The 5204-nt window shown below is 49.6% G+C and carries 2 tRNA genes and 3 rRNA genes; all 5 read left to right on the top strand.

Features of this window, described 5'->3' with window-relative positions:
- The 5 genes from OCF96_RS09685 to rrf all read left to right on the top strand — a co-directional run bounded on the left by OCF96_RS09685 (nt 1) and on the right by rrf (nt 5203).
- Nucleotides 1-72 (top strand) — tRNA-Glu (locus OCF96_RS09685).
- A gap of 242 nt (nt 73-314) precedes the next feature.
- Nucleotides 315-1860, top strand: a 16S ribosomal RNA gene (locus OCF96_RS09690).
- A 51-nt stretch (nt 1861-1911) separates the two neighbouring features.
- A tRNA-Ala gene (locus tag OCF96_RS09695) sits at nt 1912-1984 on the top strand.
- 125 nt (nt 1985-2109) lie between these two features.
- Nucleotides 2110-5011: ribosomal RNA gene (locus OCF96_RS09700) — 23S ribosomal RNA — on the top strand.
- A gap of 76 nt (nt 5012-5087) precedes the next feature.
- Nucleotides 5088-5203: ribosomal RNA gene (rrf, locus tag OCF96_RS09705) — 5S ribosomal RNA — on the top strand.
- The 16S, 23S and 5S rRNA genes sit together here with 2 tRNA genes alongside, the layout of an rRNA operon.
- The last annotated feature ends 1 nt before the right edge of the window (nt 5204 follow it).

Consider the following 5204-nt stretch of genomic DNA (forward strand, 5'->3'; position numbering starts at 1 on the left):
GGTCCGTTGGTCAAGGGGTTAAGACACCGCCTTTTCACGGCGGTAACACGGGTTCGAATCCCGTACGGACTATGGTATGTTGCGGATGAGACACTTGATGAAAAAAGTTTTAAAAAAGTTTCAAAAAAGTGTTGACAAGCGAAAGCGACTGTGATATACTAATATAGTTGTCACTTGAGAGAAGCGAGTGACAAAGACCTTTGAAAACTGAACAAGACGAACCAATGTGCAGGGCACTACAACAATTGTTGTAGTACTGAACAATGAAAAAACAATAAATCTGTCAGTGACAGAAATGAGTGAGAACTCAAACTTTTAATGAGAGTTTGATCCTGGCTCAGGACGAACGCTGGCGGCGTGCCTAATACATGCAAGTAGAACGCTGAAGGAGGAGCTTGCTTCTCTGGATGAGTTGCGAACGGGTGAGTAACGCGTAGGTAACCTGCCTGGTAGCGGGGGATAACTATTGGAAACGATAGCTAATACCGCATAAGAGTAGATGTTGCATGACATTTGCTTAAAAGGTGCAATTGCATCACTACCAGATGGACCTGCGTTGTATTAGCTAGTTGGTGGGGTAACGGCTCACCAAGGCGACGATACATAGCCGACCTGAGAGGGTGATCGGCCACACTGGGACTGAGACACGGCCCAGACTCCTACGGGAGGCAGCAGTAGGGAATCTTCGGCAATGGACGAAAGTCTGACCGAGCAACGCCGCGTGAGTGAAGAAGGTTTTCGGATCGTAAAGCTCTGTTGTAAGAGAAGAACGAGTGTGAGAGTGGAAAGTTCACACTGTGACGGTATCTTACCAGAAAGGGACGGCTAACTACGTGCCAGCAGCCGCGGTAATACGTAGGTCCCGAGCGTTGTCCGGATTTATTGGGCGTAAAGCGAGCGCAGGCGGTTAGATAAGTCTGAAGTTAAAGGCTGTGGCTTAACCATAGTACGCTTTGGAAACTGTTTAACTTGAGTGCAAGAGGGGAGAGTGGAATTCCATGTGTAGCGGTGAAATGCGTAGATATATGGAGGAACACCGGTGGCGAAAGCGGCTCTCTGGCTTGTAACTGACGCTGAGGCTCGAAAGCGTGGGGAGCAAACAGGATTAGATACCCTGGTAGTCCACGCCGTAAACGATGAGTGCTAGGTGTTAGACCCTTTCCGGGGTTTAGTGCCGCAGCTAACGCATTAAGCACTCCGCCTGGGGAGTACGACCGCAAGGTTGAAACTCAAAGGAATTGACGGGGGCCCGCACAAGCGGTGGAGCATGTGGTTTAATTCGAAGCAACGCGAAGAACCTTACCAGGTCTTGACATCCCTCTGACCGCTCTAGAGATAGAGTTTTCCTTCGGGACAGAGGTGACAGGTGGTGCATGGTTGTCGTCAGCTCGTGTCGTGAGATGTTGGGTTAAGTCCCGCAACGAGCGCAACCCCTATTGTTAGTTGCCATCATTCAGTTGGGCACTCTAGCGAGACTGCCGGTAATAAACCGGAGGAAGGTGGGGATGACGTCAAATCATCATGCCCCTTATGACCTGGGCTACACACGTGCTACAATGGCTGGTACAACGAGTCGCAAGCCGGTGACGGCAAGCTAATCTCTTAAAGCCAGTCTCAGTTCGGATTGTAGGCTGCAACTCGCCTACATGAAGTCGGAATCGCTAGTAATCGCGGATCAGCACGCCGCGGTGAATACGTTCCCGGGCCTTGTACACACCGCCCGTCACACCACGAGAGTTTGTAACACCCGAAGTCGGTGAGGTAACCGTAAGGAGCCAGCCGCCTAAGGTGGGATAGATGATTGGGGTGAAGTCGTAACAAGGTAGCCGTATCGGAAGGTGCGGCTGGATCACCTCCTTTCTAAGGATAAGGAACTGCGCATTGGTCTTGTTTAGTCTTGAGAGGTCTTGTGGGGCCTTAGCTCAGCTGGGAGAGCGCCTGCTTTGCACGCAGGAGGTCAGCGGTTCGATCCCGCTAGGCTCCATTGGTGAGAGATCACCAAGTAATGCACATTGAAAATTGAATATCTATATCAAATAGTAACAAGAAAATAAACCGAAAACGCTGTAGTATTAATAAGAGTTTATGACTGAAAGGTCAAAAAAATAAGGTTAAGTTAATAAGGGCGCACGGTGGATGCCTTGGCACTAGGAGCCGAAGAAGGACGTGACAAACGACGATATGCCTTGGGTAGCTGTAAGTAAGCGATGATCCAGGGATTTCCGAATGGGGGAACCCAACAGGTACTACCTGTTACCCGCATCTGTTAAGGATGTGAGGAGGAAGACGCAGTGAACTGAAACATCTAAGTAGCTGCAGGAAGAGAAAGCAAAAGCGATTGCCTTAGTAGCGGCGAGCGAAACGGCAGGAGGGCAAACCGAAGAGTTTACTCTTCGGGGTTGTAGGACTGCAATGTGGACTCAAAGATTATAGAAGAATGATTTGGGAAGATCAGCCAAAGAGAGTAATAGCCTCGTATTTAAAATAGTCTTTGTACCTAGCAGTATCCTGAGTACGGCGGGACACGTGAAATCCCGTCGGAATCTGGGAGGACCATCTCCCAACCCTAAATACTCCCTAGTGACCGATAGTGAACCAGTACCGTGAGGGAAAGGTGAAAAGCACCCCGGGAGGGGAGTGAAATAGAACCTGAAACCGTGTGCCTACAACAAGTTCGAGCCCGTTAATGGGTGAGAGCGTGCCTTTTGTAGAATGAACCGGCGAGTTACGTTATGATGCGAGGTTAAGTTGAAGAGACGGAGTCGTAGGGAAACCGAGTCTGAATAGGGCGAATTAGTATCATGACGTAGACCCGAAACCATGTGACCTACCCATGAGCAGGTTGAAGGTGCGGTAAGACGCACTGGAGGACCGAACCAGGGCACGTTGAAAAGTGCTTGGATGACTTGTGGGTAGCGGAGAAATTCCAAACGAACTTGGAGATAGCTGGTTCTCTCCGAAATAGCTTTAGGGCTAGCGTCGACATTAGAGATTCTTGGAGGTAGAGCACTGTTTGGGTGAGGGGTCCATCCCGGATTACCAATCTCAGATAAACTCCGAATGCCAATGAATTATGGTCGGCAGTCAGACTGCGAGTGCTAAGATCCGTAGTCGAAAGGGAAACAGCCCAGACCACCAGCTAAGGTCCCAAAATAATTGTTAAGTGGAAAAGGATGTGGGGTTGCACAGACAACTAGGATGTTAGCTTAGAAGCAGCTATTCATTCAAAGAGTGCGTAATAGCTCACTAGTCGAGTGACCCTGCGCCGAAAATGTACCGGGGCTAAAACAATTTACCGAAGCTGTGGATACCTTTATAGGTATGGTAGGAGAGCGTTCTATGTGTGAAGAAGGTGTACCGTGAGGAGCGCTGGAACGCATAGAAGTGAGAATGCCGGTATGAGTAGCGAAAGACAGGTGAGAATCCTGTCCACCGTAAGACTAAGGTTTCCAGGGGAAGGCTCGTCCGCCCTGGGTTAGTCGGGACCTAAGGAGAGACCGAAAGGTGTATCCGATGGACAACAGGTTGATATTCCTGTACTAGAGTATGTAGTGATGGAGGGACGCAGTAGGCTAACTAAAGCAGACGATTGGAAGTGTCTGTCTAAGCAGTGAGGTGTGAACTGAGTCAAATGCTTAGTTCTATAACATTGAGCTGTGATGGGGAGCGAAGTTTAGTAGCGAAGTTAGTGACGTCACACTGCCAAGAAAAGCTTCTAGCGTTTAAACATACTCTACCCGTACCGCAAACCGACACAGGTAGTCGAGGCGAGTAGCCTCAGGTGAGCGAGAGAACTCTCGTTAAGGAACTCGGCAAAATGACCCCGTAACTTCGGGAGAAGGGGTGCTGACTTTAAGTCAGCCGCAGTGAATAGGCCCAAGCAACTGTTTATCAAAAACACAGCTCTCTGCTAAATCGTAAGATGATGTATAGGGGGTGACGCCTGCCCGGTGCTGGAAGGTTAAGAGGAGTGCTTAGCGTAAGCGAAGGTATGAATTGAAGCCCCAGTAAACGGCGGCCGTAACTATAACGGTCCTAAGGTAGCGAAATTCCTTGTCGGGTAAGTTCCGACCCGCACGAAAGGCGTAATGATTTGGGCACTGTCTCAACGAGAGACTCGGTGAAATTTTAGTACCTGTGAAGATGCAGGTTACCCGCGACAGGACGGAAAGACCCCATGGAGCTTTACTGCAGTTTGATATTGAGTGTCTGTACCACATGTACAGGATAGGTAGGAGTCTATGAGATCGGGACGCCAGTTTCGAAGGAGACGTTGTTGGGATACTACCCTTGTGTTATGGCCACTCTAACCCGGATAGGTGATCCCTATCGGAGACAGTGTCTGACGGGCAGTTTGACTGGGGCGGTCGCCTCCTAAAAGGTAACGGAGGCGCCCAAAGGTTCCCTCAGAATGGTTGGAAATCATTCGCAGAGTGTAAAGGTATAAGGGAGCTTGACTGCGAGAGCTACAACTCGAGCAGGGACGAAAGTCGGGCTTAGTGATCCGGTGGTTCCGTATGGAAGGGCCATCGCTCAACGGATAAAAGCTACCCTGGGGATAACAGGCTTATCTCCCCCAAGAGTTCACATCGACGGGGAGGTTTGGCACCTCGATGTCGGCTCGTCGCATCCTGGGGCTGTAGTCGGTCCCAAGGGTTGGGCTGTTCGCCCATTAAAGCGGCACGCGAGCTGGGTTCAGAACGTCGTGAGACAGTTCGGTCCCTATCCGTCGCGGGCGTAGGAAATTTGAGAGGATCTGCTCCTAGTACGAGAGGACCAGAGTGGACTTACCGCTGGTGTACCAGTTGTCTTGCCAAAGGCATCGCTGGGTAGCTATGTAGGGAAGGGATAAACGCTGAAAGCATCTAAGTGTGAAACCCACCTCAAGATGAGATTTCCCATGATTTTATATCAGTAAGAGCCCTGAGAGATGATCAGGTAGATAGGTTAGAAGTGGAAGTGTGGCGACACATGTAGCGGACTAATACTAATAGCTCGAGGACTTATCCAAAGTAACTGAGAATATGAAAGCGAACGGTTTTCTTGGTTTGAATAGATATTCAATTTTGAGTAAGTATTACTCAGAGTTAAGTGACGATAGCCTAGGAGATACACCTGTACCCATGCCGAACACAGAAGTTAAGCCCTAGAACGCCGGAAGTAGTTGGGGGTTGCCCCCTGTGAGATATGGAAGTCGCTTAGCT

Origin of the sequence: Streptococcus mitis (genome assembly GCF_946190065.1) — a bacterium.
GTDB classification, from domain to species: domain Bacteria; phylum Bacillota; class Bacilli; order Lactobacillales; family Streptococcaceae; genus Streptococcus; species Streptococcus mitis_DE.